This is a genomic window from Pseudomonas cremoris (assembly GCF_014230465.1).
In genome coordinates this window covers 52,412-77,436 of record NZ_JAAXCY010000004.1, presented here as the reverse complement: position 1 = coordinate 77,436, position 25,025 = coordinate 52,412, and the positions used below count along the sequence as shown (strand labels likewise).

Here is a 25,025-nt window from a genome sequence, read left to right as displayed (position 1 = left end):
GTGTTCTTTAGAGCGGGGGCTTGGCACGGCGAGCCTTGAAGAATTCGCTCAGCACCGTGCCGCACTCTTCTGCCAGCACACCGCCTTCAAACAGCACCTTGTGATTCAGAAAGCCCTGGGTAAAAAACTGCCCCTGGCTCTGCACAATCCCCGCCTTTGGCTCCAGCGCCCCATACACCACTCGCGCAACCCGCGAATGCACAATCAAGCCCGCGCACATGCTGCACGGCTCCAGCGTCACATACAGCGTGCTGCCCACCAGCCGATAGTTGCTGATGGCCTGTGCAGCGGCGCGAATGGCGACCATCTCGGCATGGGCGCTGGGGTCGTTGCCGCTGATGGGGCAGTTGAAGCCACGGCCGATGATTTCACCGTCCTGCACCAGCACTGCCCCCACAGGCACTTCACCCAATGCAGCACCTTGGGCGGCAAGGGCCAGGGCTTCGCGCATGAAGTCCTGGTCGCGGCTGCGGTCGATGATCGCGGTGGGCCGAAACTGGCGCATCACGCCACCTCGATGGCGGCCATCAGGCCGGTTTCCATGTGGTCGATCACGTGGCAATGGAACATCCACACCCCTGGGTTATCCGCCACCAACGCCACGCGTGCGCGCTCGTTCTTGCCCAACAGGTAGGTGTCGGTGAAGTACGGAATCACCTTGTGGCGGTTCGAGGCGATTACCTTGAAGCTCATGCCGTGCAGGTGAATGGGGTGTTGGTACTGGGTCATGTTCTTTAATTCGAAAATGTAGCTCTTGCCCTTTTCCAGCTTGGCAATCGGGCGGTCGGCACAGGTCTTGTCGGTGATGTCCCAGGCCTTGCCGTTGATTTGCCACAGGCTCGGTGGCTTGCCGTCATCCACGGATACCGTGCCGACCCACTCGAAATTGAAGTTGAGTTTCTCGGCATTGGCCAGGTCCGGTTCGGCAATCGGGTTGGCGGGCAATGCGGGTGGCCACTCGGTAGGCGCGTCGGTGTTGGCCACGGAGCGGAACGTACCCAAGCGCACCGGTCCATTTCGAATCGACAGCTCTTCCCCCGCGGGCGGCGCCTTGATCGCCAGGCAGATGCGCATGCCCGGGCCCAGCCAGTATTCCTTGCCCAACGGGCGCGGTTCGACCGGGTTACCGTCCAGTGCATAGATCTGTGCTTCAGCGTCGGGAATGTTGAGGCGATAGGTCAAGGTGTTGTCGAGGTTGAGCAGGCGCACGCGAGTAATCTGCCCCGCCGGCAAATCGACCACCGCTTGGGACACGCCATTGATAGTCGACAAGCGCCCCGCCGTACCGCCACGCGCCGCTTCACGCGGCACACTGAACGCAACGAACTCTCCCTCCTCGTCCACGTGCCAGCTTTTCAGGCTCAAGGTGCGTTCGTGCTTGAAGCCGGTGGGTTCGCGCTCTTCAATAATCAGCGGGCCGACCAGGCCACGGCCGAGTTCTTCGCTGCTGTTCACGTGGGGGTGATACCAGTAGCTGCCGGCGTCGGGCACGCGGAATTTGTAGTCGAAGTATTCGCCGGGCAGTACCGGCAACTGTGAGACGTAGGGCACGCCGTCCATTTCAAGTGGCAGGCGGATGCCATGCCAGTGGATGGTGGTAGCGACCGGCAGGTGGTTGATAAAACGCACCCGCAGCCATTCGCCCTGGCGCACGCGCAACTCGGTACCCGGCGCCGAAGGGCCGAACGCCCAGGCCTGGGTCTTGTGCCCCGGCACCAGTTCCACGTCCAACGGCGCAGCGATCAACTCGTAATCGTGCCCTGCCTCGGCCTCGGCGACTTTCCCCAGCCAGTAGCGGTAGGCGCCACCGGCACCGACGCCTACGACGGCCAGGCCTGCAAGGCCACCCAGGATTTGTCGACGGGAAAAGGATCGGGACACAACAACCTCGCGTATCTGCCGCAGGCACAAGGCCTGCAAAGGGCAGATACGATACACCTGCATGGCCTAAACAGTAAGGCTTCGCATTGCCGCATGCCCGAACTCTGGGTACACCAAAGATCAAATGTGGGAGCGGGCTTGCTCGCGAATGCGGTGGGTCAGCCAAAGATTAATCAGCTGACAGACCGCTTTCGCGAGCAAGCCCGCTCCCACATTTTTTGATCTTCAGTGGCTTTTAGACGGTGTTAGGTCAGGCCTTGGCGGCCGCCAGGATCAGGGCTTTCATCTCGGCCACAGCGCCTTTAAAACCGACGAACAGCGCATGAGCCACCAGCGCGTGGCCGATGTTCAGTTCGTTGATGCCCTTGATCGCAGCCACAGCTTCGACGTTGTGGTAGTGCAGGCCATGGCCGGCGTTGACGATCAAGCCTTCACGCAAGCCGACGGCGACACCGTCGATGATGCGTTGCAGTTCATCCACCACTTCGGTGGGGGTGGTGGCGTCGGCATAACGGCCGGTGTGCAGTTCGATCGCCGGCGCGCCGACGCGGCGGGAGGCTTCGATCTGGCGCTCGTCGGCGTCGATGAACAGTGAGACTTCACTGCCGATCTGCGACAGGCGATCCACCGCAGCCTTGATCCGTGCTTCCTGGCCGGCGACGTCGAGGCCACCTTCGGTGGTGAGTTCCTGGCGAGTTTCCGGCACCAGGCAGATGTGCGCCGGGCGGATGCGCTCGGCGAACGCCATCATCTCTTCGGTGACGCCCATTTCGAAGTTCATGCGGGTTTGCAGCACGTCCTTGAGCACCAGCACGTCGCGCTCCTGGATGTGGCGGCGGTCTTCGCGCAGGTGCACGGTAATGCCGTCGGCGCCCGCTTCTTCGGCGTCCAGCGCGGCCTTGACCGGGTCAGGGTAACGGGTGCCCCGAGCCTGGCGCAGGGTAGCGACGTGGTCGATGTTGACGCCAAGAAGAATGCGATTGCTGGTGGTCACGGAAGCGCTCCTGAAAAGGGAAAGAAACGCCGCACAGCATACACGGGGTTGTCAGGGCTTTCGAAACAACTCGCGACTGACCAGTGGCCTTCCGCCCAAGTGCACGGCAAGCGCCTGGCGCATCAGGCGCTTGGCGGCAGACAACGCGCCGGGGGCGCTCCAGTCGGCTTCGCTCATAGCCAGTAGCTCGGTGCCTTGAAACAGACCAGGTTGCAGCAGGTACACACGCTCAAGACCGGCGTCCACTTGCAGGCGATACAGGCCGTCGGCTGCGATGGGGTCGCCGTGCAGGTCGTTGGCCAGTTCAAACCCGTAGCCCAGGTCGTCGAGCAGGCGCCATTCGAAGGCGCGTAACAAGGGTTCCAGCGGTCGCCCTTCGGCCAAGGCGAGCAGGGTCGCAGCGTAGTGATCGAAGACCGCCGGGTGCGGGTCTTCGGCAGGCAACAGGCGAATCAACAGTTCGTTGAGGTAGAGGCCGCTGAACAGGGCTTCGCCATTGAGCCAGGCCGAGGCACCGACGCTTTCCAGGCGGCCGACGTTTTTCAGCTCGCCTTTGCCTCGGAACTCCACGTCCAACGCCACGAAAGGCCGCGCCTGCGTGCCTGCCTTGCCCCGAGCGCTGCGCAAAACTGCGCGCAGGCGGCCTTGGGGCGTGAGGAAGTCCACTAGGGCGCTGGTCTCGCGGTAGGCGCGGCTGTGCAGGACGTAGGCGGGTTGGCTGAGGGGTTGGGACATGGGGGCTCACTGTTGGAATGCATTGTTGAAAACTACACAAACCTAATGTGGGAGCGGGCTTGCTCGCGAATGCGGCGGATCAGTTGGCACATGCATGCCTGATCCACCGCATTCGCGAGCAAGCCCGCTCCCACATTTTTAGTCCTGCGGTGTTCCGAGGATCAGTTACAGGTCGCCGTAGCCCAGGGAGCGCAGCGCACGCTCATCATCGGACCAACCACCCTTAACCTTCACCCACAGGTTAAGCATGATCTTGGAATCAAACAGCAACTCCATGTCCTTGCGCGCTTCGGTGCCGATGCGCTTGATGCGCTCGCCCTTGTCGCCAATGATGATTTTCTTCTGGCCGTCACGTTCGACGAGGATCAGCGCGTGGATATGCAAGGTCTTGCCCTGCTGCTTGAACTCTTCGATTTCAACGGTGATCTGGTACGGCAGCTCGGCACCCATCTGGCGCATGATTTTCTCGCGCACCAGTTCGGCGGCCAGGAAACGGCTGCTGCGGTCGGTGATCTGGTCTTCCGGGAAGAAGTGCTCGTTCTCCGGCAGGTGCTCAGCGATCACGCGCTCCAGAGCATCGAGATTGTGGCCGTGCTGGGCCGAGATCGGGATAATCTGGGCGTTCGGCAGTTGTTCCTGCAGCCAGCTCAGGTGCGGCATCAGCTCGGCTTTGTCTTCGATGCGGTCGGTCTTGTTCAGCGCCACGATCAAAGGGCCAGTGACATATTGCACACGCTCAAGGACCATCTGGTCTTCGTCGGTCCACTTGGTGCGGTCAACCACGAAAATCACCACGTCGACGTCTTTCAACGCCGCCGAAGCGGTCTTGTTCATGTAGCGGTTGAGGGCTTTCTCGCCACCTTTGTGCATGCCGGGGGTGTCGACGTAGACCGCTTGCACGTTGCCTTCGGTCTTGATGCCCAGCATGTTGTGACGGGTAGTCTGCGGCTTGCGCGAGGTGATCGCGAGCTTCTGGCCGAGGATGTGGTTCAGCAGCGTCGACTTACCCACGTTCGGGCGGCCAACGATGGCAACATAGCCACAGCGTGTTGCGGTTGAATCAGTCATGGCCATTCTCCACGCCCAGGGCAATCAGTGCTGCAGCGGCCGCTACCTGTTCGGCAATACGACGGCTCACACCCTGACCTCGGCTTTTTTCGTTCAGTAAGGTGATTTCACATTCCACGAAGAACACTCGGCAATGGGGCTCACCCTGGATATCCACCACTTCGTAACGTGGCAGTTCGCAACCGCGGGACTGCAGGAACTCTTGCAGGCGGGTTTTTGGATCTTTGTTGGTGTCGACCAGTGTGAGGCTTTCGATTTCGGAGGTCAGCCAGGCGGTGACCCGCTCTTTGGCCGCTTCCATGCCGGCATCGAGGTAGATCGCACCGATCAGCGCTTCGAGGGCGTCGGCCAGGATCGACTCACGGCGGAAACCACCGCTCTTCAACTCGCCGGACCCCAGGCGCAGGTATTCACCCAGGCCGAAACCACGGGCCAGCACCGCCAGGGTCTCGCCCTTTACCAGGCGCGCACGCAGACGCGACAGCTGGCCTTCACGGGCTTGAGGGAAACGCTCGAACAGCGCTTCACCGGCGACAAAATTGAGGATGGCATCACCGAGGAATTCCAGGCGCTCGTTATTGCGCCCTGCAAAGCTGCGGTGTGTGAGGGCAAGAACCATCAGTTCCTGGTCCTTGAAGGTGTAGCCGAGCTGACGCTCGAGACGTGCTAGAGAAACGGTCACGGTTTATCCATATCTAGTTGGTGGCACCGGCGGCCATCGACGATTGACGCAGTGTTCAAATTCAAATCCTGGTTGGTACCGCATGAGGCCGAAAAAATGTCCAAGCCCCAGAAAAGCATTCGGCGCTGTGTTCACAGCGCCGCCTGTATTACTTGATCAGCCCGACCCGCGAGAAGTTCGGCAGGTGGCTGAGTTTGGATTCTGGCCAACTCATCCAGACCGCGAAGGCCTTGCCGACGATGTTCTCGTCGGGAACCATGCCCAGCAGGTCCTTGGGAATGGTGGGGTCATTCCAGTAGCGGCTGTCATTGGAGTTGTCACGGTTGTCGCCCATCATGAAATAGTGCCCGGCAGGCACCTTCCATTCACCATCAGGCTGTGCCCGGTAGCGCGTCATTTCCTTGCGGATTTCATGCTCTACCGCACCGAGTTTTTCCTGGTACAGCTCGGCGCTGCCCAATGAATTCGGCTCGGAGCCGATCAAGGTCTCGGCCACCGACTCGCCATTGATGAACAGGCGCTTGTCGCCGGTGTAGCGAATCACGTCACCCGGCAGGCCGATCACGCGCTTGATGTAGTTGACGTTCGGGTCGCTTGGGTAGCGGAACACCATGACATCGCCGCGCTGCGGGTCACCGACTTGGATGATCTTCTTGTCGATCACCGGCAGGCGGATCCCGTAGGAAAACTTGTTCACCAGGATGAAGTCACCCACGTCCAGGGTAGGCTTCATCGACCCCGAAGGGATCTGAAACGGCTCCACCAGGAACGAACGCAGCACCAGCACGATGAACAACACCGGGAAGAACGACTTGCCGTATTCAACCAGCAGAGGCTCTTTGTTCAGCTTCTCGACGACCACGGCATCGGGCTGGCTGACGCTGCCCTGATAGGACGCGATAGCCGCCCGACGACGCGGGGCGAAGAACACCAGATCGAGCAACGCCAAGAGACCGCAAACGGCAACGGCGATGACCAGCAACAGCGGGAAATTTAGCGACATAGGACCTAACTATCCAACCTGAGCACCGCAAGGAAGGCTTCTTGTGGAACTTCCACGTTGCCTACTTGCTTCATGCGTTTTTTACCGGCCTTTTGCTTCTCGAGCAGCTTGCGCTTACGACTTACGTCACCGCCGTAGCATTTGGCCAGTACGTTCTTTCTGAGAGCCTTGACGGAGGTCCGTGCAATGATCTGCCCGCCAATGGCGGCCTGGATCGCGACGTCGAACATCTGGCGCGGAATCAGTTCTTTCATCTTCTCGGTCAACTGGCGACCTTTGTAGTGCGCGTTGTCCTTGTGCACGATCAGTGCCAGGGCATCTACCTTGTCGCCGTTGATCAACACATCCAGCTTCACCAGATTAGCCGATTGGTAACGATCGAAATGGTAATCCAGCGAAGCATAGCCACGGCTGGTGGATTTGAGGCGGTCGAAGAAGTCCAGGACCACTTCGTTCATCGGCATGTCGTAGGTCACTTGTACCTGGGTACCGAGGAACAGCATGTCGCGCTGTACGCCACGTTTTTCGATACACAGGGTAATGACGTTGCCCAGATGTTCCTGCGGAACCAGGATATTGGCCCGCACGATAGGCTCGCGCATGTCTTCGATGGCCGACAGGTCCGGAAGCTTGGACGGGTTGTCGACGTAAATCGTTTCACCGGTTTTCAGCAACAGTTCGAAAATAACCGTTGGCGCGGTGGTGATCAGGTCCAGGTCGTATTCGCGCTCAAGGCGCTCCTGGATGATTTCCATGTGCAGCATGCCCAGGAAGCCACAACGGAAGCCAAAGCCCAGGGCGTCGGAGCTTTCCGGGGTGTACTGCAACGACGAGTCGTTGAGTGTCAGCTTTTGCAGGGCTTCACGGAAGTCTTCGAAGTCATCGGAGCTGACCGGGAACAGCCCGGCGTAGACCTGCGGCTGGATACGCTTGAAGCCTGGCAGCACGTCGACGTCCGGCGTGGAGCTCAGGGTCAGGGTGTCACCTACCGGTGCACCGTGAATGTCCTTGATACCGGCGATGATGAAGCCTACTTCACCGGCTTTCAGATCAACGGTCGCAGTGTGCTTGGGGTTGAATACACCGACGCTGTCCACCAAGTGGATCTTGCCGGTGGATTTGACCAGGATCTTGTCGCCCTTCTTCACACGACCGTGGCGCACGCGTACCAGGGAAACAACGCCCAGGTAGTTGTCGAACCAGGAGTCGATGATCAACGCTTGCAGCGGATCTTCGTAGTTGCCGGTTGGCGCTGGAATGGTGTGTACCAGGCGTTCGAGCACTTCGTCGACACCCAGGCCGGTCTTGGCGCTGCAGGTGACGGCGTCGGTGGCGTCGATGCCGATGATCTTCTCGATCTCTTCCTTGACGCGTTCAGGCTCAGCCTGCGGCAGGTCGATCTTGTTCAGCACGGGCATGACTTCCAGGCCCTGCTCGATCGCGGTGTAGCAGTTGGCAACCGATTGCGCTTCAACGCCCTGGCCTGCGTCAACCACCAGCAAGGCACCTTCACAGGCCGCCAGGGAACGGCTGACTTCGTAGGTGAAGTCGACGTGGCCCGGGGTGTCAATGAAGTTCAGCTGGTAGGTAATGCCGTCTTTGGCTTTGTAGTACAGCGTCACGCTGTGGGCCTTGATGGTGATCCCGCGCTCGCGTTCGAGGTCCATGGAATCCAGTACCTGGGCTTCCATTTCACGCTCGGCAAGGCCGCCGCACATCTGGATAAATCGATCGGCCAGCGTCGACTTGCCATGGTCAATGTGGGCGATGATGGAGAAATTGCGGATATGACTCAAATCACTCACGGATCAACACTCAAAAAGGCTGCAGGCAGATTGCCCGCTGAAAAATAGCCGGGAATTGTACCTGATGCTCAGGCCAGACGTCATCTTTGCTGACCAGAACAAAAATGCCCCGGTCTCTCGACCGGGGCATTTTTTGAGCATAAGCGAGGTATCAGCCGGCTCGGCGCAACAGCCAGAACCCGGCCAGGGCGCAGATTGCCGTCGGCACCAGCACCGCAAACAGCGGCGAGAACCCGAATACCAGGCTCGACGGGCCCAGCAAGTCCTGGGCGATACGGAAGGTGAAACCTACCAACACACCCGTAAACACGCGCTGGCCAAGGGTTACGGAGCGCAACGGACCGAAGATGAACGAGATCGCCATCAACACCAGCGCGGCGGTCACCACCGGCTGCAACACCTTGACCCAAAACGCCAGCCAGTAGCGGCCATTATTCAGGCCCTGGTCCTTCAGGTAGTGGATGTAGCCCCACAACCCGGAGATCGGCAGGCTTTCAGGAATCATCACCACCGTATTGAGCAACTCAGGCTTCAGCGCGATATCCCATTGCTCGGTCGGCACGTTGATCACTTCAGTGCTGGCCTTGGTGCCTTGGCCGATATTGCGGAAATAAGTGGTAGTAACGTCGGTCAGTTGCCACTTATCGCTGCCGTACTGCGCACGTTTGGCGAAACTGGACGACAGCATGTGCCGCTCTTTGTCGAAGGTATAGCGAGTCACACCAATCAACAGGCCACCCGGTTGCACGGCGTTGATGTGGATAAACTCGTCACCCTGACGGTGCCACAGGCCGTGCTTGGAGCTCTGCGCATCACCCGAACCCTGGGCCAGGGCGCGATTGGCCTGGGCTGTGGTTTCGGCCGGCGGCGCCACGTATTCGCCGATCAGCACGCTGCACAGCATCAGCAGCAACATCGGTTTCATCACCGCCCAGACGATCCGGCCGATGGAAACACCGGCAGCGCGCATGATGGTCAGTTCGCTGTTGCTGGCCAGGCTGCCCAGGCCGATCAGGCAACCGATCAGCGCTGCCATGGGCATCATGTCGTACAGGCGACGCGGTGCGGTCAGCGCTACATAGCTGAGCACGTCCCACACGGTATAGGTGTCGGTGACGTTGCCCACTTCATCGATGAAGGCGAAGAGCGACGCCAAACCCAGGATGATGCCCAATACCGCCAGGATGGCGATCAGTACGCTGCTACCAATGTAGCGATCGAGTTTAGCCACGAGCCAACTCCTTCTGGCCACGACGGCTCAACATTTTCAAGCGGATAGGTTCCCAATAGAGCAGCCCCAGGCCGATCACCAGGAAGATCCCGTGTACCCACCACAGGCCCAGGGTCGGCGAGAGCTTGCCTTTCTCCAGGGAGCCGCGGGCGGAAATCAGGATGGTGAGGTAGGCCATGTACAACAGAATCGCCGGCAGCAGCTTGAGGAAGCGGCCCTGACGCGGATTCACACGGGACAGCGGCACCGCCATCAGCGTGACGATAAAGACCAGCAGCGGCAGGGAGATACGCCATTGCAACTCGGCAATGGAGCGCAATTCGTTGCTACCGAACAGGTCGGACGTCGGGATGGCGTCGCGGTCAGTCACCTCGTCGCTCACGTCCGGGCGCGCCAGCATTACGCCATAGGTGTCGTACTTGATGGCGCGGTAATCCGCCTGGCCGGGGCTGCCGTCATAGCGGTAGCCGTTTTCCAGGATCAGGTAGCGGCTGCCGTCCGGGCGCACTTCCTGGCGACCCGAATCGGCCACCAGCACGGAGATGCCACGGTCTTTCTTGTCTTGCCCCAGGCGTTTCTCGGAGATGAACACACCGCCGAGGTTGGCGCGGTCTTCGGTCAGCGTCTCGGTGTAGGTCACGCGTGAGCCGTCATTGAGTGCCTGGAAACGGCCGGGTTCGAGGGTGTCGAACTCGGTCATCGCGTCCTGCTTGTTCAATACCAGCTGGAACTGCATGGCGCCCTGAGGGGCCAGACTCAGGCTCAGCCAGGCCACGATCAGCGCGACGCCGGCGGCCGGGATCATGGTCATGCCCAACAGGCGTTGCTGGCTCATGCCGGTGGCCGAGAGCACGGTCATTTCGCTTTCGAGGTACAGGCGTCCGTATGCCAGCAGGATCCCGAGAAACAGGCCCAATGGCAGGATCAGCTGCAAAAAGCCCGGCAGTCGAAAGCCCATGATCAGGAACAACGAGCCTGGGTCCAGGGCGCCAGAGGCAGCCTGGGCCAGGTATTTGACGAAACGACCACTCATGATGATGACCAGCAGCACCGCACTCACGGCACTCAGGGTCAACAGGACTTCGCGGGACAGATAACGGAAGACGATCAAACCAGACACTCCAGGGTTGTCAGGCTAAGGCGGCCAAACAAGCAAGCATACCGAGTCAGCCCTTTTGAAGGGGCCGGCTAAAAAGATGGCGCATTATCCTGTGATTGGCTGCGCCTGTCACGGAGCAAGCTCTGCACACATGCACAAAGCTGCCGGCAAGGGTTGTCAGGCTCCGTCGGCGAGGTTCAAACTGCGGCCTTTGTCGCTGGCGACTTACACAGTTGCCAAGCATTAAAGCCTGCGTACAGACGCAAGGCTCTCCGACCTTTATAAGGGACCCGAAAATGGAATTGGTTGTAAAAAGCGTTAGCCCCGAAACGTTGAAAACCGCCACCCTCGTGGTCGCCATTGGCGAAGGCCGCAAGCTCGGCGTTGCCGCCAAGCAACTCGATGAACTGAGCGGCGGCGCGATCAGCGCAGTCCTCAAGCGCGGCGACCTGGCCGGCAAAGTCGGCCAGAGCCTGCTGCTGCAAAGCCTGCCCAACCTCAAGGCCGACCGCGTATTGCTGGTCGGCGTGGGCAAGGACGCCGAACTGGGCGACCGTCCGTTCCGCAAGATCATCAGTGGCATCCTCAACACCCTCAAGGGCCTGGGCGGCAGCGATGCGACCCTGGCGCTGGATGAAGTCGTCGTAAAAGGCCGCGACAGCTACGGCAAGACCCGCCTGCTGGCAGAAAGCCTGGTGGACGGCGGCTATCTCTTCGACCAGTTCAAGAGCACCAAGGCCGAACCCCGCGCCCTGAAAAAAATCACCCTGCTGACCATCAAGGCCGCCCAGGCTGAAGTCGAGCGCGCCGTGACCCACGCGACGGCCATCGCCAATGGCATGTCGTTCACCCGCGACCTGGGCAACCTGCCGCCGAACATCTGCCACCCCACTTTCCTGGGCGAACAGGCCAAGGCGCTGGGCAAGGAGTTCAAGGGTCTCAAGGTTGAAGTCCTGGACGAGAAGAAGATCAAGGAACTGGGCATGGGCTCGTTCTACGCCGTGGGCCAAGGCAGCGACCAGCCGCCACGCTTGATCGTGATGCAATACAACGGCGGCAAGAAGTCCGAGAAGCCCTACGCCCTGGTGGGTAAAGGCATCACCTTCGACACTGGCGGCATCAGCCTCAAGCCAGGCTTGGGCATGGACGAGATGAAGTACGACATGGGCGGCGCCGCCAGCGTATTCGGTACCCTGCGCGCCGTGCTGGAACTCAAGCTGCCGATCAACCTGGTGTGCATCCTGGCCTGCGCCGAGAACATGCCAAGTGGCGGTGCGGCGCGTCCGGGCGACATCGTTACTACAATGAGCGGCCAGACCGTCGAAATCCTCAACACCGACGCCGAAGGCCGCCTGGTGCTGTGCGATGCACTGACCTACGCCGAGCGCTTCAAGCCACAAGCGGTGATCGACATCGCCACCCTGACCGGTGCCTGCATCGTTGCGCTGGGCTCCCATACCTCGGGCCTGCTGGGCAACAACGACGAGTTGATCGAGCAACTGCTCAGCGCCGGCAAGGCTGCCGACGACCGCGCCTGGCAACTGCCGCTGTTCGATGAGTACCAGGAACAGTTGGACAGCCCATTCGCTGACATCGCCAACATCGGCGGCCCGAAAGCCGGCACCATCACGGCGGCCTGCTTCCTGTCGCGCTTTGCCAAGAACTTCAATTGGGCTCACCTGGACATCGCCGGTACTGCCTGGACCAGCGGCGGCAAGGACAAAGGCGCCACTGGCCGTCCGGTTCCCCTGTTGACCCAGTACCTGCTGGACCGCGCCAAGGCCTGAAACTGAAGATTCCGGAGCGGCCATTACGCCGCTCCGGTCTCAGGAACCGCAATGACCCAAGTCGACTTCTATATATTGCCCAGCGCCGACCCGCTCGCGCGCCTGGACTTTGCCTGCAAACTCACCGAAAAAGCCTGGCGCATGGGCCACCGTATCTACCTGCATTGCAGCGATGGCGCCCAACGCGACGAACTCGACGCCCGCCTGTGGCGCTTCAAGGGCGAAAGCTTCGTGCCCCATGGCCCTGCCGAATCAGAACCCGAAAGCCTGGTAGTACTCGGACTGGGAGACAGTTGCGGCGATCACCATGACCTGCTGGTGAACCTGGACCTGAAAGTGCCGCCGTTCGCCAAGGCGTTTGCCCGCGTGGCAGAGGTGGTGGTGGAAGACCCGGCTATTCGTCAGGCGGCGCGGGAGAGTTTCCGTTTCTATCGCGAACAGGGCTATCCTTTGCAGGATCACCGGCTACAACGACTTTGAGTAAATGATGGACACTCCCAACCTTAAAAAAGACGACCACCTGTTGGATGACCTTGAGTCGATCCGCCAGTTGCTGGGTGATGATGACTTGCAACCGCCGCTGCTGACCGAATCGGTCGATGGCGAGGTACAGATTCCGCTGCTGTTCGACATGGTCAATGCCAAGCCCGCTGCGCCGGAGCCCGTTGCCCCCCCACCCGCTGTCGAACCCGCCCCTGCTGAAAAGGCGCCCGACGCCCTGCTGCTGCACCTGGACAACGAACTGCGCGCCGCCGCGCAATTGATCATGCAAGACGTGATCGATGACTTTGCCCCGCATATCGAAACCGAGATCAAGCGTCGGCTGGATGCGCGGATGGAGCGGTTGCTGAGCCAGTACCAATCCTGAATTAAACACAGATCCCCTGTGGGAGCGGGCTTGCTCGCGAAAGCGGTATGTCAGTCAGCAAATGGATTGACTGATCCACCGCATTCGCGAGCAAGCCCGCTCCCACATTTTGATCTATGTACAGTTCCAGCCAGTCTTCACCTCGCCCTCTCCCCTATCCCCCGTTATACTTGCCGGCTTTCCTGAATAAATGCCAACTAGGGTCCCGCCGCGCATGGATAAGACCTACCAGCCGCACGCCATCGAAACTTCCTGGTACAACACCTGGGAATCCGAGAATTATTTCGCCCCGCAAGGCGCGGGCGATTCCTACACCATCATGATTCCGCCACCGAACGTCACTGGCAGCCTGCACATGGGCCATGGCTTCAACAATGCAATCATGGATGCGTTGATCCGTTTCCGCCGCATGCAGGGCCGCAACACCCTGTGGCAACCGGGCACCGACCACGCCGGTATCGCCACCCAGATGCTGGTGGAACGCCAACTTGAAGCCACCGGCCAGAGCCGTCACGACCTGGGCCGTGAGAAATTCCTGGAAAAAATCTGGGAATGGAAAGACCAGTCCGGCGGCAACATCAGCCGTCAGATCCGTCGCCTGGGCTCGTCCGTTGACTGGAGCCGCGAGCGCTTCACCATGGACGACGGCCTGTCAGAAGCCGTGAAAGAAGCCTTCGTGCGCCTGCATGAAGACGGCCTGATCTACCGCGGCAAGCGTCTGGTCAACTGGGACACCAAGTTGCACACGGCGATTTCCGACCTCGAAGTGGAAAACCACGACGAAAAAGGTTTCCTATGGAACCTCAAGTATCCGCTGGCTGACGGCGCCAAGACTGCCGAGGGCAACGACTACCTGATCGTCGCCACCACGCGTCCGGAAACCATGCTCGGCGACGCCGCCGTTGCCGTTAACCCGAGCGATGAACGCTACCAGGCACTGATCGGCAAATTCGTCGAATTGCCACTGGTTGGCCGTCGCATCCCGATCATCGCTGACGACTACTGCGACCCTGAATTCGGCACCGGCTGCGTGAAAATCACCCCGGCCCACGATTTCAACGACTACGAAGTCGGCAAGCGTCACAACCTGCCGCTGCTGAACATCTTCGACAAGAACGCCGCCGTGCTGCCCGCCTGCCAGGTGTTCAACCTGGACGGCACGCTGAACGAAAGCATCGACGGCAAGATCCCGGCCGAATACGCCGGCCTCGACCGTTTCGAAGCGCGCAAGCAGATCGTTGCCGCCTTCGACGCCGCCGGTTTGCTGGTGAGCGTTGACGACCACGGCCTGAAAGTGCCGAAGGGCGACCGCTCTGGCACCATCATCGAGCCTTGGCTGACCGACCAGTGGTATGTCTCCACCAAGCCGCTGGCAGAACCTGCCATCGCTGCCGTGGAAGATGGCCGCATCCAGTTCGTGCCAAAACAGTACGAGAACATGTACTTCTCGTGGATGCGTGACATCCAGGATTGGTGCATCAGCCGTCAGCTGTGGTGGGGCCACCGTATTCCAGCCTGGTATGACGAGTCGGGCAAGGTCTATGTAGGCCGCGACGAAGCCGAAGTGCGCGCCAAGCACAACCTCGGTGACGACGTTGCGCTGCAACAGGACAACGACGTACTGGACACCTGGTTCAGCTCGGGCCTGTGGACCTTCTCCACACTGGGCTGGCCGCAGCAGACCGAATTCCTCAAGAAATTCCACTCTACCGACGTGCTGGTCACCGGTTTCGACATCATTTTCTTCTGGGTTGCCCGGATGATCATGCTGACCATGCACCTGGTGAAGAACGAGGACGGCACCCCGCAGGTACCGTTCAAGACCGTGTACGTGCACGGCCTGGTACGTGACGGCCAGGGCCAGAAGATGTCCAAGTCCAAGGGCAACGTCCTGGACCCGCTGGACATCATCGACGGCATCGACCTGGAAACCCTGGTGCAGAAACGCACCTCGGGCCTGATGCAGCCAAAACTGGCGAAGAAGATCGAGAAGCAGACCCGCGACGAGTTCGCCGACGGCATCGCCAGCTACGGCACCGACGCCCTGCGCTTCACCTTTTGCTCGCTGGCGTCCACCGGTCGCGACATCAAGTTCGACATGGGCCGCGTCGAAGGCTATCGCAACTTCTGCAACAAGATCTGGAACGCCGCACGCTACGTGCTGGATAAAGGCGAAGACTGCGGCCAGAACGGCGAAGAGGTCGAGCTGTCCCTGGCCGATCGCTGGATCATCTCGCAGCTGCAGCGCACCGAAGCCGAAGTGACCCGCCAGCTCGACCAGTTCCGTTTCGACCTGGCCGCACAGGCCCTGTACGAGTTCATCTGGAACCAATACTGCGACTGGTACCTGGAACTGTCCAAGCCCGTGCTGTGGGATGAAAACGCGCCGATCGAACGCCAGCGCGGCACCCGTCGCACCCTGGTACGCGTGCTGGAAGTGGCCCTGCGCCTGGCGCATCCGTTCATGCCGTTCATCACCGAAGAAATCTGGCAGCGCCTGGCGCCGCTGGCCGGTATCGAAGGCAAGACCATCATGCTGCAACCTTGGCCAGTGGCCAACGAAGCGCGCATTGATGAGGCCGCCGAAAGCGATATCGAATGGCTCAAGACCCTGATGCTCGGCACGCGCAACATCCGCGCCGAGATGAACATCGGTCCGGGCAAGCCATTGGCGGTGTTTGTAAAGAACGCCAGTGCCGAAGACCAGCGTCGTCTCGCTGAGAACGATGCGCTACTCAAAAAGCTGGCGAAGCTGGAATCCATCACCGTATTAGCGGCTGATGCTGAAGCGCCACTGTCCGCTACCGCTCTGGTCGGCGAGATGGAAGTGCTGGTGCCAATGGCTGGCCTGATCGACAAGGGTGCCGAACTGGCCCGACTCGACAAGGAAATTGCACGCCTGCAAGGCGAAGTGCAGCGAGTGGGCGGCAAGCTGTCCAACGCGGCGTTCGTCGACAAGGCGCCAGCCGAAGTGATCGACAAGGAACGCGCCAAGCTGGCTGAGGCTGAACAAGCCTTGGGCAAACTGGCGGAGCAACATGCGCGGATTTCCAGCCTGTAAGGTGGAACCTGTGTAAGAAAGAGGCCTTCGGGCCTCTTTTTTTGGGCTTGAAAACCCAATCAATGTGGGAGCGGGCTTGCTCGCGAATGCAGTGTGTCAGGCACTGAATCTGTCTCTGCTGCACCCCCTTCGCGAGCAAGCCCGCTCCCACATTTAACCGAGATCACCTTGGGAATGTGTGACAATAGCGCCCTCTTTGAGCCAAACCCAGAATTGACATGACCGCCCCCAGCACGCCCAAGCCTCCACGCAAGAAGCCTAAAACCGCCGCCACAGCCAAACCGGTAGTGCCGCGCAAAGAGGCCACCCTGCACCCGCGCAACCGCCACACGGGCCGTTACGACTTCCCGGCGCTGATCAAGACCACGCCAGAATTGGCGAAGTTCGTGATCATCAACCCGTATGGCAAAGAGAGCATCGACTTCGCCAGCCCGGATGCGGTGCGGGTGTTCAACCGGGCGCTGCTCAAATCCTTCTATGGCATCCAGCACTGGGACATCCCGGCCGACTACCTGTGCCCGCCGGTGCCAGGGCGTGCGGACTACGTGCATTTCCTCGCCGACCTGCTGGCAAGCAACAACGACGGCAAGGTTCCGCGTGGCTCCATTGTCAAGGTGTTGGACATCGGTATGGGCGCCAACTGCGTCTACCCGCTGATTGGCTATATGGAGTACCGCTGGAACTTCCTGGGTTCGGAAGTCGACCCTATCGCGGTCGCCGCAGCCAAGGCCATCGTGCAGTCCAATGACCTGAGCAAGGTCATCCAACTGCGTCAGCAAACCAACCCCAAGCAGATCCTGCTGGGCTTGCTGGAGCCGGGTGAACGCTTTGACCTGACCATGTGCAACCCGCCGTTCCATGCGTCCATGGACGAAGCCACCAAAGGCAGCGAGCGCAAATGGCGCGCCTTGGGCAAGGCTGATCCCAAGCGCAAATTGCCGGTGCTGAACTTCGGTGGCCAATCGGCCGAGTTGTGGTGTGAAGGCGGTGAAGCGCGTTTCGTGACGCAATTGATCGCCGAGAGCGCGCACTTTGCCCACAAGGTGTTGTGGTTCAGCACGCTGGTGTCGAAAGCGTCGAATTTGCCCGCGATCGAGACGGCACTGAAAAAGGCCGGGGTGTTGGAAAGCCAAGTAGTGGAAATGTCCCAAGGGCAGAAACAAAGCCGCTTCGTGGCCTGGACGTTCCAGACCAAGAACGAGCAGCAGATCTGGCGCCAGCGCTGGGTTCGCGACTAAACCCAGCCCGCGCCTACAAATCGCAGGCAACAAAAAACCGTGCCCGGATCGCTCCGGAGCACGGTTTTTTTTGCTGCGTCTTACTTGTTAACAGCGTCGGTCAGGCCTTTGGCCACAACCAGCTTGATAACTTTCTTGGCAGCGATTTCGATGGCAGCGCCAGTCGAAGGGTTACGGCCAGTACGGGCAGGACGCTCGGTCACTTTCAGTTTGCCAACGCCTGGCAGAGTGATTTCGCCGCCGTTTTCCAGCTGATCGGCAACAACTTGGCTCAGTTGGTCCAGCAGGGCGCGCACGGTAGTTTTCGGTGCGTCTACTGCTTCAGCCAGGTCAGCGATCAGTTGGTCTTTAGTAATAGCCATTGTGGTGTTCCTTCCCTATCAAATTCATATGGATTGCAGAGTGCAGTGTCAGCCGTCGAGCCCGACCGTCATGGCCTGGCACCCCCGGCTATAACCACGGAGATCGGGGTTATAGATGCTTGAAACGGGGATTGGTTCGACCTGACAGATGCTGAATGCACGCTTAACGCCGAGACTTGGCGTAAGACGGGGCAAAACTAGCACAGAGACGGGGAAATATCCGCTTCTACCTAGCCATTTGGTCAGCTTTATCGCTCTAAACCGTGAAAAAAAGGCATATGCCCCGTCGGAGAGTGTCCAAAACGCCCTTCGACGGGTGCCTTGGCCAACGGGTGCGGTACACTGGTCGACTTTTCGGGGAGGCAACCGCTCCCCTATCAACCAGCCGAGAAGCCTATGCCGATCCGTCATTGCATCGTCCACCTGATCGACAAAAAACCCGACGGCACACCTGCGGTTCTTCACGCTCGCGATTCGGAGCTGTCCGAATCCGCCGCTATCGAGAACATGCTTGCCGACCTCAACGAGAGCTATAACGCCAAACAAGGCAAGGCCTGGGGTTTCTTCCATGCCGAGTCCGGCGCGCACCCGTTCAGCGGCTGGTTGAAGGAATATTTCGACGGTGGCCAGGATTTCACCACCTTCAGCCGTACAGCGGTCGAGCACCTGCAGAAGCTGATGGAGGAGTCCAACCTCTCCACCGGCGGCCACGTGCTGTTTGCCCACTACCAACAAGGCATGACCGACTACCTGGCCATCGCCCTGCTGCACCACAGCGAAGGCGTGGCGGTGACCGATGAACTGGACGTGACCCCTTCACGTCACCTGGACCTCGGCCAACTGCACCTGGCGGCGCGCATCAACGTCTCCGAGTGGCAGAACAACAAGCAGTCCAAGCAGTACATCTCGTTTATCAAGGGCAAGAACGGCAAGAAGGTCTCGGAGTACTTCCGCGACTTTATCGGCTGCCAGGAGGGCGTTGACGGCCCAGGCGAAACCCGCACCCTGCTCAAGGCCTTCAGTGACTTCGTTGAAAGCGAAGACCTGCCAGACGAGTCCGCCCGCGAAAAAACCAAGACCCTGGTGGATTACGCCAGCAGCCAGGCCAAGCTCGGCGAGCCCATGGGCCTGGAAGAACTGTCGGGCTTGATCGATGAAGATCGGCCTAAAGCGTTCTACGACCACATCCGCAACAAGGACTACGGCCTGTCACCGGAAATTCCGGCAGATAAGCGCACCCTCAACCAGTTCCGCCGGTTCACCGGGCGTGCCGAAGGCCTGTCGATCAGTTTTGAAGCGCACTTGCTGGGCGACAAGATTGAGTACGACGAAGCCGCCGGCACGCTGATCATCAAGGGCCTGCCGACCCAACTGACCGACCAGCTCAAGCGCCGTAACTGATGCTTGGCGGGGTCTTAAAGAAAGTCCTGCTGGTATTGCTGGTGGTGGTGGTAATCCAGAACTGGGGCAAGATCGAGCGCGTGTTCAACCCGTCGCAGGTGGCGCCAGAGCAAGTCCGGGCTTCGGCGCGGGTGGTGCTCTATTCCACCGAATGGTGCGGCTACTGCAAGCAGATCCGTCGCTTCCTGGACCAAAAGGGCGTTCCCTACCAGGCCTTCGATATCGAGAAGGACGCCCAGGCGCGCAAGGCGTATGAGGCGCTGGGCGGCGGCGGCATTCCATTCGTGGACGTAAACGGCACGCTGATCCGCGAATACAGCCCCGAAAAGATCATGGCCGCGCTGAAGTAATCAGCGCACCACGATCATCCGCCCGAGCACGTTGTGCTGTTCAAAACCGAGTACCGCCTGCAAAGCGTTCAGCACCGCTTGCGGGTCTTTGCTCGGGAAGCTGCCGCTGACGCGTTTGGCGCCCATGTCTTCGTTGAGCAACAGGATGCGGCCAGGGTAGTAACGGCCCAGATCCTGGATCACATCGGCCAGCGGTGCCTTGTAGTAGTTGAGCCAGCCGTCGCGCCACGCCAGGCGGGATTCGCTGTCCACAGGGTGCATCGCATCGGCAACACCCTCGGCATAGGCCACTTGCTGGCCGGCCGTCAGAATTTGCTGCTGGCCTTGCTTGGAAGGCGTCACACCCACCTTTCCTGATAACACGGTCACCTGGGCACCCGCCGGTTGCAGGCGCACTTCGAATTGTGTGCCGAGCACCCGCGCTTCACCGCTGCCCGCCTCTACCACAAACGATTGGCCGGTGTGGGTCACGCTGAAAAAACCCGCGCCGCGACGCAATTGGATATGCCGCTCGCCATGGCTGAAATCCACGGCAATCGCGCTGTCGGCATCCAGTGTCACTTGGGATTGGTCGGCCAAGGTGACGGTTTTCACTTCTCCAGGTGCGCTCACATAGTCGGCACCGAAGTCATCAACCCAACGCGACGGCTGCCAACCGACGCCCATGGACACCATCACCAGCAGGCACGCCGCCATGGCCAATGCGCCGGACCAACGTACCACCCGCGAGCGTTTCGAGGTATTCATCGCGCTGAGGTAACGCTGCAAGGCCAAGGCGTCTTCGTTCGCCAGTTGGCGCGCTGGCACTTCGCTCAACTCCCACAACACCTGGGCCTGTGAATAGGCCTCGACGTGCGCAGGGTCGGCCCGCAGCCATTGGCTGAACGTCGCCTGGTCGCCGCTGCTGGGTTGATCGTGCAGCAGGCTCAGCCAGGCCAGCGCGGCTTGTTCCTGGTCGGGCGTGGGGGTGAGGTTCACGAGGCTTTCCCTGGCGTGCGTGGAGGCGATGGCTCACGAAGGCTGGCCTTGCAAGCTTCGAGGGCACGCATCATATGTTTTTCCACGGCACTTTGGGACAACCCCATGGCCTTGGCAATTTCCGCGTACTTACGGCCGTGAATGCGATTGAGCAGAAATATCTGCCGAGTGCGCTCCGGCAAGCTGCGCAACGCGGCTTCGACATGGCGCAAATCATTGCCCGCTTCCAGCGCGGCCTGGGGTTCGGAACCCTGGTTATCCTGTTGCTCTGGCAACCAGCCTTCGCTGCTGCGCACACGGGCGCCTTCGCTGCGCAGATGGTCGATGGCGATATTGCCGGCGCAGCGCAGCAGATAGGTGCTGAGTTCCTCGACCTGTACCAGCGGCCGGCGCCAGAAACGCAGGAACAAATCCTGCACCAGGTCCGCCGCCGTGGCGCGGCAGCCGACACGTCGGCTGACCAGCGCCTCCATCTGCGAACGCTGGGACAAGAACACCTGCAGGAAATGCGCACGTCCGCCCGCCGCATCAACGTGCTGGCTGTCTTGGGATTCAGGCGGGGTGCTGATCATCATCGAATGGGCTCAGAGAGTGGCAAAGGCCGCAACAGGGCTGGCCAGTAGGCCGACGCCCGCCAGGATCAAGGCCAGCCTTGGCCGGTACGGCAACAGCAACACCAACAGCAACGCACTGAGCATCAACACTGCGCACCACTCCACCAGGCCCTGGCCCCAGCCCGCCACACTCACAGCCGGCCAGCTCGACACGATCAGTAGCAGCCATCCCGTCGCGCGCAAACCCAGGCGTCGACGCGCAGAAGGTTTGCTGTGCAGCAACTCGCCGTGGTGACGGTCGGTGGACAGGCACAGCGCGGTAAACCCGGCGTAGCACATCAGCAGCGAGAGCAGCATTCAGTGCGCCTCCTGCTTGAGCGTCAACGAGCGTGCACGTTCAACCTTGGGTTGCGCAGCGGTACGGTGCTGCATTTTCCACGCAGCCCAGCCGAGGAACACGCCGCTGGCCAGGCAAGTCAGGTCGAAGCCGGCCATGGCCCAGTCGCCACGGGCCAGTGAAGTGCCCAGGTGGTAAGGCGTGGTCAACGCGTTGAGCAGTGGGATCGCGATAAACAGCAACGCGCCGAAGCTCAATTGCTCGACCCAACCCTGGCGGCCACGGCGCAGGAGCGCGTGTAGCAGGCTCAAGCCCCAGGCGATGAAGAAGGTTTGCACTTCCCAGGTAGAACGTTCGGCGAAACTCACCGGTAGCAGGCGATTGGCCCAGAAGAACGCCGCAATGGCAATCATCAGCCCGGACATGCTGGCGATGTTCAGCACTTCCACCAGCCGCAACTCGAACGGCATCACCCCGGTTTTAGCGTGTTTGAGTTGACGTTTGCCGAGCCAGATCACCAACCCGGTGCCGATCATCGCCGTGCCTGCCAGGCCGCAGATAAAGTACAGCCAGCGCAGCACCGGGCCGGCGAAATGGCCCATGTGCAGGCCATAGAAACTGCCGCCGATCACCGCCGGAAGGGACGGTTCCCCGCTCACCCGCAACAGTTCGCCGGTAGTGCCATTGAAGGAAACAGTGCTGCCAAAGTCGTGCACCACGCTGTCGGCGCCGGCACGGAATACATTGACGGACGCGTTCACGTCACTCGGATTGTTCACCGCCACTCGTCCAACATGGCCACCCGCCCATTGTTCACGCGCTTTCTCGTACATCGGCAGCAATGGCAACAGTTTCCCCGGTTGACCGAGCGCGGGCGCATTGTTGGTGTTCGGGAACACCTCATTGAAGAACGCCCGGGTGTCATTGCCATAAGAGGCCAGGATCGGTGCCGGCATCACCATGCTCATGAAAATCACCAGGCTGCTGTAGGTGATCATCAAGTGAAACGGCAATACCAGCACGCCCACGGCGTTATGCCCGTCGAGCCAGGAGCGCTGGCCCTTGCGGGGGCGGAAGGTGAAGAAGTCCTTGAAGATTTTCTTGTGGGTAATGATGCCGGTGATCAGTGCGACAAACATCACCATGGCCGCAATCGTCGACAACCAGCGGCCCCACGGGTGAGGCATCTGCAACTGGAAGTGGAAGCGGTAGAAGAATTCGCCGCCCATGCTTTCACGGGCCTCTACGGCCTGGCCGGTGACTGGATCGAGGGTTTTCTGGATGAAGTTGCCACGTTTGCCCGGGTCGATCTTGTCTTGCCACATCACCGACAGGCCGGGGTCGCGGCTGTCTGGCAAGGTGATGAACCAGCGCGCGGCATTAGGCGCCTGCTGCTGCAGATAGGATTGGGCAACACCGAGGCTGCGCGCATCGTCCAGCGGGTGAGCCTGTACTTCGGGCTGCATCCAATGACTGATTTCATCCTTGAAATACGACAAGGTCCCCGTCAGAAAAATTGCAAACAGCAGCCAGCCAAAGATCAATCCTGCCCAGGTGTGCAACCAGGCCATGGCCTGACGGAAGCCCTCTTTCATGTGCGCGCCATCCACAGCCCAACGCCCGCCAGGGTGGCAAAGGCTGCGCTTGGCAACATCACACCAAACCAGGCGCGCCACGCGGTGCGACAGGCGAAACACCAGAGCACCGCCAGCAGGTAGAACACAAACGAACTCATCATCCCGGTGATCACCGCATCGGCGCGGGAAGTGGGCATCCACAACGCCAGGCAGATGGCGGCCAATGAAGCCATCAGGTAGCCGCCTACCACGGCCGCCAGCACACGTGAGGTGACGGCTAGACGGTAGAGCGCGGGAAGTGAGGTTTTGCTTTTCATGCGGGAGGCGCCAGTTTCATCAGGCCGCAATATTAATGATAAATATTCTCATAAGCAAAACAGAACGGATGAAACACCCGTGCTGGCGGATTGCCGAACTGTATCGGGCCGCCTACAATGCGAACAATTCTTGTTCTCTAAAGCGTGCCGATGCTCGCATGCTCGTAGCGAAGGGTGACTCCGTTGCAGCCGTCCACCATCGTCGAAGTTCTGTACAACGACCATCACCACTGGCTTACCGGCTGGTTGCGACGCAAACTCGGCTGCCCGGAAAGTGCGGCCGACCTGGCGCAAGACACCTTCATGCGTGTGCTCACCGCACGCGAAACACCCACGCTGGTTGAGCCTCGCGCGTTCCTCACCACTATCGCCAAGCGCGTGCTGTTCAATTTCTACCGCCGCCAGGACCTGGAGCGCGCCTACCTCGACGCCCTGGCGCAAATGCCCGAACACGTCGCACCGTCCGAGGAAGAACGCGCGATCATCTTGCAAACGCTGGTCGAGCTGGACCAACTGCTCGACGGCCTGCCAATCCAGGTCAAGCGTGCGTTCCTGCTGGCCCAACTCGATGGCCTGACCTACGCGCAAATCGGCGCGGAACTGGGCATTTCCATCGCCACCGTCAAACGTCACCTGACCAAAGCCGCCATGCGCTGCTACTTCGCCTTATGAATATCTCGACCCAAGTCGCCGAACAAGCCGTGCACTGGCTGATGGAAATGCAGCAAGGCGCCCTCAACCCGCGCCAGCAAGCGGCCTGGCAGCAATGGCTGAATGCCCACAGCGAGCATCAGCGTGCGTGGGACCATATGCAGCGCGTCAACCAGCGCCTGCGCGGCATGCCTTCGCCACTGGCTCACGCGGCATTAAACGCGCCGACGTCCAGCAGCCGTCGCCAGGCGCTCAAGCTGTTGTTGATCCTCGGTGCTGGCTCTGCGGCGGCCTGGAGCTTGCGCCAGCAACATATCCTGCCGCCACTGACCGCCGATTACCGCAGCCCCGTCGGCCAGCGCCGCAAGGTGCAACTCGCCGATGGCAGCCAATTGCAGCTCAATACCGGCAGCGCCGTGGATGTGCATTTCGACGGTCAACAGCGGCTGATCCGCCTGCTCGAAGGCGAGATCCTGCTGACTGCCATTAAAGGCAGCGCGCCGCTCAACATCCTGACGGGCCAGGGCCTGCTCACCAGCCAAGCGGCGCGCCTGAACGTGCGCCAGTTCAACGACCACACCCAACTGGCAGTGCTCGACGGCCAGGTCGAGGTCATGCCCAACACCTACAGCGGCCTGCCGCTGACAGTCCAGGCCGAGCACCAGGTCAATTTCACCCGCAAAGGCTGGGACACGCCGCGCCCTACCGACGCCAACAGCGGCGCCTGGGCCGATGGCATGCTGATGGCCGCGCACATGCGACTGGAAGACTTCCTCGGCGAGCTGGGCCGTTATCGCCGTGGCCAGCTCAATTGCGATCCGCAGGTGGCCAACCTGCTGATCTCCGGAAGCTACCCGCTGGATGACAGCGAACGCATTCTCGACCTGCTGGAAGTCAGCCTGCCGGTCAAGGTGCGGCGCTTTACCCGTTACTGGGTGACCGTCCAGGCCCGCGCCTGAATGTATTTACAAAAAGTGTGAGCCGTTTTCCACACCTCGCGTGACAGAGAAGGAAAGCCACCTTGATCCTTCCTTCTCAGGACCGCT

25 protein-coding genes are annotated in these 25,025 nt (G+C 60.5%); 9 read left to right on the top strand and 16 right to left on the bottom strand.

What is annotated here, in order from left to right:
* Positions 1–7: 7 nt before the first annotated feature.
* From tadA to lptF, 10 genes are all read right to left on the bottom strand, one after another.
* Positions 8–505 (bottom strand): tRNA adenosine(34) deaminase TadA, encoded by a 498-nt coding sequence (gene tadA / locus HF257_RS10285; RefSeq protein ID WP_185707707.1) that lies wholly within the window; start codon positions 503–505, stop codon positions 8–10.
* Entirely contained in the window at positions 505–1,881 is a 1,377-nt protein-coding gene (locus HF257_RS10280) for a multicopper oxidase family protein (RefSeq protein ID WP_185707709.1), read from the bottom strand. Before HF257_RS10280 ends, tadA begins: the two co-directional genes overlap by 1 nt.
* Before the next feature lie 250 nt (positions 1,882–2,131).
* Positions 2,132–2,875: a pyridoxine 5'-phosphate synthase gene (pdxJ, locus tag HF257_RS10275; RefSeq protein ID WP_185707711.1), complete on the bottom strand. Its 744-nt coding sequence runs from the start codon at positions 2,873–2,875 to the stop codon at positions 2,132–2,134.
* Between the two features lie 51 nt (positions 2,876–2,926).
* On the bottom strand, positions 2,927–3,610 hold the full coding sequence (gene recO, locus HF257_RS10270; RefSeq protein WP_185707713.1) for a DNA repair protein RecO: 684 nt from the start codon (positions 3,608–3,610) through the stop codon (positions 2,927–2,929).
* Positions 3,611–3,775: 165 nt separating this feature from the next.
* Complete coding sequence (gene era / locus HF257_RS10265; protein WP_016978271.1) at positions 3,776–4,678, bottom strand: GTPase Era; 903 nt, start codon at positions 4,676–4,678, stop codon at positions 3,776–3,778.
* The gene (gene rnc / locus HF257_RS10260) at positions 4,671–5,360 is read right to left on the bottom strand and encodes a ribonuclease III (protein ID WP_012722401.1); all 690 of its coding nucleotides are present in this window, start codon (positions 5,358–5,360) and stop codon (positions 4,671–4,673) included. Before rnc ends, era begins: the two co-directional genes overlap by 8 nt.
* A 148-nt stretch (positions 5,361–5,508) precedes the next feature.
* A complete protein-coding gene (gene lepB / locus HF257_RS10255) occupies positions 5,509–6,363 on the bottom strand; it encodes a signal peptidase I (RefSeq protein ID WP_185707715.1) in 855 nt (284 codons plus the stop codon).
* A 5-nt stretch (positions 6,364–6,368) separates the two neighbouring features.
* Positions 6,369–8,168 (bottom strand): translation elongation factor 4, encoded by a 1,800-nt coding sequence (gene lepA / locus HF257_RS10250; protein ID WP_003188853.1) that lies wholly within the window; start codon positions 8,166–8,168, stop codon positions 6,369–6,371.
* Between the two features lie 151 nt (positions 8,169–8,319).
* Complete coding sequence (gene lptG, locus HF257_RS10245; RefSeq protein ID WP_185707717.1) at positions 8,320–9,399, bottom strand: LPS export ABC transporter permease LptG; 1,080 nt, start codon at positions 9,397–9,399, stop codon at positions 8,320–8,322.
* Complete coding sequence (lptF, locus tag HF257_RS10240; protein WP_185707719.1) at positions 9,392–10,510, bottom strand: LPS export ABC transporter permease LptF; 1,119 nt, start codon at positions 10,508–10,510, stop codon at positions 9,392–9,394. Before lptF ends, lptG begins: the two co-directional genes overlap by 8 nt.
* Positions 10,511–10,794: 284 nt before the next feature.
* On the opposite strand from lptF, the gene HF257_RS10235 reads away from it, so the two are divergent.
* The 5 genes from HF257_RS10235 to rlmF all read left to right on the top strand — a co-directional run bounded on the left by HF257_RS10235 (position 10,795) and on the right by rlmF (position 17,452).
* On the top strand, positions 10,795–12,285 hold the full coding sequence (locus HF257_RS10235; RefSeq protein ID WP_185707721.1) for a leucyl aminopeptidase: 1,491 nt from the start codon (positions 10,795–10,797) through the stop codon (positions 12,283–12,285).
* 51 nt (positions 12,286–12,336) lie between these two features.
* On the top strand, positions 12,337–12,765 hold the full coding sequence (locus HF257_RS10230; RefSeq protein ID WP_185707723.1) for a DNA polymerase III subunit chi: 429 nt from the start codon (positions 12,337–12,339) through the stop codon (positions 12,763–12,765).
* A 7-nt stretch (positions 12,766–12,772) separates the two neighbouring features.
* On the top strand, positions 12,773–13,153 hold the full coding sequence (locus tag HF257_RS10225; protein ID WP_185707725.1) for a DNA polymerase III subunit chi: 381 nt from the start codon (positions 12,773–12,775) through the stop codon (positions 13,151–13,153).
* Positions 13,154–13,367: 214 nt separating this feature from the next.
* Positions 13,368–16,214 (top strand): valine--tRNA ligase, encoded by a 2,847-nt coding sequence (locus tag HF257_RS10220; RefSeq protein WP_185707727.1) that lies wholly within the window; start codon positions 13,368–13,370, stop codon positions 16,212–16,214.
* A gap of 218 nt (positions 16,215–16,432) precedes the next feature.
* A complete protein-coding gene (gene rlmF, locus HF257_RS10215; protein ID WP_185707729.1) occupies positions 16,433–17,452 on the top strand; it encodes a 23S rRNA (adenine(1618)-N(6))-methyltransferase RlmF in 1,020 nt (339 codons plus the stop codon).
* 80 nt (positions 17,453–17,532) lie between these two features.
* Here rlmF and HF257_RS10210 read toward each other — a convergent pair whose 3' ends face one another.
* Positions 17,533–17,814 carry an HU family DNA-binding protein gene (locus HF257_RS10210; RefSeq protein WP_003188840.1) on the bottom strand — a complete coding sequence of 94 codons (282 nt, stop codon included), beginning with the start codon at positions 17,812–17,814 and terminating at the stop codon, positions 17,533–17,535.
* A gap of 396 nt (positions 17,815–18,210) precedes the next feature.
* Between HF257_RS10210 and yejK the strand changes: the two genes are divergently transcribed.
* Complete coding sequence (gene yejK / locus HF257_RS10205) at positions 18,211–19,215, top strand: nucleoid-associated protein YejK (RefSeq protein WP_003171997.1); 1,005 nt, start codon at positions 18,211–18,213, stop codon at positions 19,213–19,215.
* Positions 19,215–19,565: a glutaredoxin family protein gene (locus HF257_RS10200; RefSeq protein WP_185707731.1), complete on the top strand. Its 351-nt coding sequence runs from the start codon at positions 19,215–19,217 to the stop codon at positions 19,563–19,565. Before yejK ends, HF257_RS10200 begins: the two co-directional genes overlap by 1 nt.
* Here the strand turns inward: HF257_RS10200 and HF257_RS10195 are convergent, their stop codons facing one another.
* Genes HF257_RS10195 through HF257_RS10175 form a run of 5 tightly spaced genes read right to left on the bottom strand, consistent with a single transcriptional unit; the run spans position 19,566 to position 23,328 of the window.
* Positions 19,566–20,543 (bottom strand): FecR family protein, encoded by a 978-nt coding sequence (locus tag HF257_RS10195; protein ID WP_185707733.1) that lies wholly within the window; start codon positions 20,541–20,543, stop codon positions 19,566–19,568.
* Positions 20,540–21,118 (bottom strand): RNA polymerase sigma factor, encoded by a 579-nt coding sequence (locus HF257_RS10190; protein ID WP_185707735.1) that lies wholly within the window; start codon positions 21,116–21,118, stop codon positions 20,540–20,542. The genes HF257_RS10195 and HF257_RS10190 overlap by 4 nt, the downstream gene beginning before the upstream one ends.
* A gap of 9 nt (positions 21,119–21,127) precedes the next feature.
* On the bottom strand, positions 21,128–21,454 hold the full coding sequence (locus HF257_RS10185; RefSeq protein WP_185707737.1) for a DUF3325 domain-containing protein: 327 nt from the start codon (positions 21,452–21,454) through the stop codon (positions 21,128–21,130).
* Positions 21,455–23,029 carry a PepSY-associated TM helix domain-containing protein gene (locus tag HF257_RS10180; RefSeq protein ID WP_185707739.1) on the bottom strand — a complete coding sequence of 525 codons (1,575 nt, stop codon included), beginning with the start codon at positions 23,027–23,029 and terminating at the stop codon, positions 21,455–21,457.
* Complete coding sequence (locus HF257_RS10175) at positions 23,026–23,328, bottom strand: DUF3649 domain-containing protein (RefSeq protein ID WP_122306279.1); 303 nt, start codon at positions 23,326–23,328, stop codon at positions 23,026–23,028. The genes HF257_RS10180 and HF257_RS10175 overlap by 4 nt, the downstream gene beginning before the upstream one ends.
* Before the next feature lie 183 nt (positions 23,329–23,511).
* Here HF257_RS10175 and HF257_RS10170 point away from each other — a divergent pair, with 183 nt between their 5' ends.
* On the top strand, positions 23,512–24,000 hold the full coding sequence (locus HF257_RS10170) for a sigma-70 family RNA polymerase sigma factor (RefSeq protein ID WP_185712086.1): 489 nt from the start codon (positions 23,512–23,514) through the stop codon (positions 23,998–24,000).
* The gene (locus HF257_RS10165; protein ID WP_185707745.1) at positions 23,997–24,938 is read left to right on the top strand and encodes a FecR domain-containing protein; all 942 of its coding nucleotides are present in this window, start codon (positions 23,997–23,999) and stop codon (positions 24,936–24,938) included. Before HF257_RS10170 ends, HF257_RS10165 begins: the two co-directional genes overlap by 4 nt.
* The last annotated feature ends 87 nt before the right edge of the window (positions 24,939–25,025 follow it).

Excerpts from the sequence above, each read along its gene's own strand:
- HF257_RS10180 (WP_185707739.1), bottom strand. The coding sequence starts at position 23,029 with ATGAAAGAGGGCTTCCGTCAGGCCATGGCCTGGTTGCACACCTGGGCA.
- HF257_RS10235 (WP_185707721.1), top strand. The coding sequence starts at position 10,795 with ATGGAATTGGTTGTAAAAAGCGTTAGCCCCGAAACGTTGAAAACCGCC.
- HF257_RS10220 (WP_185707727.1), top strand. The coding sequence starts at position 13,368 with ATGGATAAGACCTACCAGCCGCACGCCATCGAAACTTCCTGGTACAAC.
- lepB (WP_185707715.1), bottom strand. The coding sequence starts at position 6,363 with ATGTCGCTAAATTTCCCGCTGTTGCTGGTCATCGCCGTTGCCGTTTGC.
- HF257_RS10190 (WP_185707735.1), bottom strand. The coding sequence starts at position 21,118 with ATGATGATCAGCACCCCGCCTGAATCCCAAGACAGCCAGCACGTTGAT.
- tadA (WP_185707707.1), bottom strand. The coding sequence starts at position 505 with ATGCGCCAGTTTCGGCCCACCGCGATCATCGACCGCAGCCGCGACCAG.
- HF257_RS10225 (WP_185707725.1), top strand. The coding sequence starts at position 12,773 with ATGGACACTCCCAACCTTAAAAAAGACGACCACCTGTTGGATGACCTT.
- recO (WP_185707713.1), bottom strand. The coding sequence starts at position 3,610 with ATGTCCCAACCCCTCAGCCAACCCGCCTACGTCCTGCACAGCCGCGCC.
- era (WP_016978271.1), bottom strand. The coding sequence starts at position 4,678 with ATGACTGATTCAACCGCAACACGCTGTGGCTATGTTGCCATCGTTGGC.
- HF257_RS10200 (WP_185707731.1), top strand. The coding sequence starts at position 19,215 with ATGCTTGGCGGGGTCTTAAAGAAAGTCCTGCTGGTATTGCTGGTGGTG.
- HF257_RS10230 (WP_185707723.1), top strand. The coding sequence starts at position 12,337 with ATGACCCAAGTCGACTTCTATATATTGCCCAGCGCCGACCCGCTCGCG.
- HF257_RS10175 (WP_122306279.1), bottom strand. The coding sequence starts at position 23,328 with ATGAAAAGCAAAACCTCACTTCCCGCGCTCTACCGTCTAGCCGTCACC.
- HF257_RS10210 (WP_003188840.1), bottom strand. The coding sequence starts at position 17,814 with ATGGCTATTACTAAAGACCAACTGATCGCTGACCTGGCTGAAGCAGTA.
- HF257_RS10185 (WP_185707737.1), bottom strand. The coding sequence starts at position 21,454 with ATGCTGCTCTCGCTGCTGATGTGCTACGCCGGGTTTACCGCGCTGTGC.
- HF257_RS10165 (WP_185707745.1), top strand. The coding sequence starts at position 23,997 with ATGAATATCTCGACCCAAGTCGCCGAACAAGCCGTGCACTGGCTGATG.
- rlmF (WP_185707729.1), top strand. The coding sequence starts at position 16,433 with ATGACCGCCCCCAGCACGCCCAAGCCTCCACGCAAGAAGCCTAAAACC.
- yejK (WP_003171997.1), top strand. The coding sequence starts at position 18,211 with ATGCCGATCCGTCATTGCATCGTCCACCTGATCGACAAAAAACCCGAC.